The following is a 3,797-nucleotide window of genomic DNA, read 5'->3' as shown; positions in this document are numbered from 1 at the left end:
CTACTCCCCTACTCCCCTACTCCCCTACTCCTAAAAAAAGAATTTTTCAGCAAACCTTAATTATTGCTCTGCTGATTAATTCTCTCGCGCATTGACTGGTAAAGACTTGAGCGTTTTTGGAATACCAAAAAGTGCAAGGTTTTCAGTTTAAAAAGGTCAAAAAGTTAGCATTTTGAGCAAACTAAGGACAGAAAAATTAGGGGACAATTCTTACTTCTACCTCCTCTAAATTCCCTATTTCTCCTGACTCCTACCCCTACCAAAAAACTTTATTCAGCAAAGCCTAATTAGACTTATATTTTCTATTTATAGTAGTTGTGAAATTTCTGTTTAGTTTAGTAAGAATTTCCTGCAGAATGTAGAGCTAGCAACTCTTAGAAGTAGTAAGCTTTTCCACAATCATAATTCTTACCTTAAGAGGTTGAATGTATCAGGAAATATAAAAAAATAAGATAGGGAACAGGGGACACTTAACTAGGAACAGGTATGGAGGGAATAGGCGAAAAAACAATTATTTGTTATCAAGAAATTCACTCTTATCTGATTGACTATGAATAGTCATACCTCCTCCACATCTAGAGTTATTTTAATCCCTTACCTTATTCAAGCTAGTTGATTGAGTTGTGAAACTTTTTTCCTAATACTTATTTTACAAACAGTCTCTAAAAGATGAGGTTTAAATGAATACTTCTCGTGGTTAAGGGAACCTAATGTAGTAGTAAATTTTTATTCTCTTTCAATTTATTAATAGCTATTTCTCCCTGAATTCAACCATACCTGTTTTGCTATCGCAAAATATCATGTCCGGTTAATTAGCGGTCAAAAAAATTCTTCTCAAACATACTTTTTTCCTCCCTTCTGAATTGCATAATTCAGAATTGCTGAATTTTGACCTAATCGATTTATATTATAACTGTTCATCCGGACATAATATAACTCCATTTTTATTGTTCTGTAGGAAAACACCCTTGCTAAATGGAAAGGGAAGCATTCCCGAACCGAAAAAACTTAGTTACGACCCGACCCCAGAGACTAGCTAATAACTAATAGCTAAATACTTACTTTAGTTAAAATCATAAGTATTTTGTAGCCAATCAAATATTTTGTCTAATTGTTCTAGAGTCACCAAACCATATTGCCACAAAATCATCGACAAAGCATTAGAGTCTGGTTGAGGATATGGTAATTCTGAAGTAACACTAGCTCGTTCAGCAACTGCTATAGAAGCTGAAGAGATAGATAATTCATTTTGCAAAAAATTGATAAAGCGAGCATAGTTTGTTGATGTCATATTTCTGTTCACCTCCTTTTTTTTAAAACACCATTTTCTGTGTAACTCTTATTCTGAATAAAATATATACGTTACATATTTGAGAGAATTTCCAAGTCAATGAAATTAATATTTTTTACCTTGACTTTAACCATTCAGCTATTAGCTATTCATCTCATCCTTTGGAATGCTACGCAAACAGTTTTTCCTAGGTCATGCTGCGCAAAAAGATGCCTTAAAGTAATACCTACTAAGTTTAGGCGATGACCTTTTTCATGTCTGAATTTTAACTCTCCTTGGAAACTAATTCCTCTTTCTAGCTGATGGCTGAATGCTTACTCTTGACTAAGCAATTGTTGACTATCATAAAGTCAATATTTTTGTGTCTCAACCTAGGGTCAGCCAGTTTTTTATCTGTTCTATAGCTCTAAATTTTTATACCATTTCTCCATTAAGTTCCACTTAACAAAAGATGAGAGTAATCTGTGTAATCAGGTCTGAGTAACAATTATTAAGTGCATTGTTCNCTAGCTGATGGCTGAATGCTTACTCTTGACTAAGCAATTGTTGACTATCATAAAGTCAATATTTTTGTGTCTCAACCTAGGGTCAGCCAGTTTTTTATCTGTTCTATAGCTCTAAATTTTTATACCATTTCTCCATTAAGTTCCACTTAACAAAAGATGAGAGTAATCTGTGTAATCAGGTCTGAGTAACAATTATTAAGTGCATTGTTCACAAAAATGGTATTAGAACCAAATTCAAAAACTTTTTTGATGAACTAAACAAAAGCCAGAAGTTACTTATCAAAACAACAAGATAGCTTGAGGTTCCTTCGGTTTGGATCTACATAAGTCACCCTTACTATTCCGCAAAATCAGGTAGTAGTTCAGATAAATGTTAGTCAAATTAGAATTTCTCAAAATATATACTGCTACGCCCAAGAAAGTTATGCACTTAATACAGTGATTTAAAAGTTTACTACAATTAGATTTTCAGTTTGTACAACTATCAAACAGCTTAATGGGTAGTGCTATATATACATTGAAGTTGAAAAATAAGTCAGCTTTTCAATTATTTGAAAGGGGATATTTTAACCTTCTCAAAAAGTTTGACTATGCTGAAATCCAAGATTTTTGAATACCAGTCAGCAATAAAGATTCAGCAATCAGAAAAGACTCAATTTTAGCTGATAGCTAGTTAAAAATAACTTATTATTGCTGCCAGTCAAAATTACATAAAATTTGCTATTGAATTATTACTTAAGTCAAAAAAACATAAGCAGTTAGGGTATAAAATTTAAGTAGTTGTGTTTGATTAAAACCATCACCACTTATGAGGGGAACCTTGCTCCAGTCATTTGATTATACAATAACTTTACTGGAATGCTTGTATATTATATTCCTACTTACAATACAAACATTTTTTGTAGTTATTTTTGTGCATAAAAACAGATCGCTAAGTTTTTAGACCAGCACAAAATTCGATCTCTCTCACACCAATTCATTAAATCAAGTCAAGTACAAAGTAGACTCTCAACAAGACAAGCTTTATCTTGAACCAACAGAACATTAGGTGAATAAATGTAATTTGGTATTATAGTTTTCGNGACCAGCACAAAATTCGATCTCTCTCACACCAATTCATTAAATCAAGTCAAGTACAAAGTAGACTCTCAACAAGACAAGCTTTATCTTGAACCAACAGAACATTAGGTGAATAAATGTAATTTGGTATTATAGTATAGCAAATTATAATCTTACTGTATATACCTAACAAGTAAAATAATAAAAAGTTTTCTTAAATTTTGTCAACCATAATTCAGAATTTCCTTCTTTTAGAAGTCGCAGTTCATAGATGAGGATATACAACTTCTCATTTTGCTCGGCTCTATATGAGACAAAAATCCTAGTTTATTACTACTTTTCTTGTGTTTACTGCCAATTTATTCTGTTTGATTTTCAGATAAACTTTTCAGAGTATCTAATTTTTAGTAATTATTATTCGTTCTCCAACCTTCAAACCTAATTCCCTAATACGTCCTCCCCGCACTTCAATAACTCGATCAACTGGCACACCAGATCCATACAAAGGGCAAGGATCGGCTAAACAAGGAGGAACATCAAGAGCGATCGCCTTAACCACACCAGACCGAATAAATATCATATCAAGAGATATTTTGCAATTTTTCATCCAGAAATTAACCTTCCGAGGAGGGTCAAAAGAGAATAGCATTCCCTGATCGTCAGGTAATTCAGTCCTATACATCAGACCCATTGCTTGCTCTTTAGGAGTTTTCGCCACCTCCAAATTAATTATTTGACCAGATATTTGAGCTTGGGCTGTAATTGGCAATACCTGGGCTTCCTGAGATACCTGAAAATTTGATAGCTGTTGAGCTTTTGCTTGAATAGTAGTAGTCTGTGAAATTATCACAAATGTTATTTGTAGCAAACAGCCAACCAAAAACAGAATTATTCCCGACTTAAATAAACCAAACTTACTACCCATAACAGAATCTCAAATT

2 protein-coding genes are annotated in these 3,797 nt (G+C 33.0%); both read right to left on the bottom strand.

Going from position 1 to position 3,797, the window contains the following annotated elements; all coding sequences use genetic code 11:
- Nucleotides 1-1,063 precede the first annotated feature (1,063 nt).
- On the bottom strand, nt 1,064-1,291 hold the full coding sequence (locus AFK68_RS06610; protein ID WP_094672081.1) for a DUF2949 domain-containing protein: 228 nt from the start codon (nt 1,289-1,291) through the stop codon (nt 1,064-1,066).
- A 1,962-nt stretch (nt 1,292-3,253) separates the two neighbouring features.
- Nucleotides 3,254-3,781 carry a DUF192 domain-containing protein gene (locus tag AFK68_RS06605; protein ID WP_094672080.1) on the bottom strand — a complete coding sequence of 176 codons (528 nt, stop codon included), beginning with the start codon at nt 3,779-3,781 and terminating at the stop codon, nt 3,254-3,256.
- Nucleotides 3,782-3,797 lie beyond the last annotated feature (16 nt).

The organism is Hydrocoleum sp. CS-953 (assembly GCF_002260545.1).
Classification (GTDB): Bacteria; Cyanobacteriota; Cyanobacteriia; order Cyanobacteriales; family Microcoleaceae; genus Trichodesmium.
The sequence above is the reverse complement of the archived record's forward strand: the minus strand, read 5'-3'. Positions and strand labels throughout refer to the sequence as shown.

Bases quoted from the DNA above. Each gene is read 5' to 3' on its own strand.
- AFK68_RS06605 (WP_094672080.1), bottom strand. From the start codon at position 3,781: ATGGGTAGTAAGTTTGGTTTATTTAAGTCGGGAATAATTCTGTTTTTG.
- AFK68_RS06610 (WP_094672081.1), bottom strand. From the start codon at position 1,291: ATGACATCAACAAACTATGCTCGCTTTATCAATTTTTTGCAAAATGAA.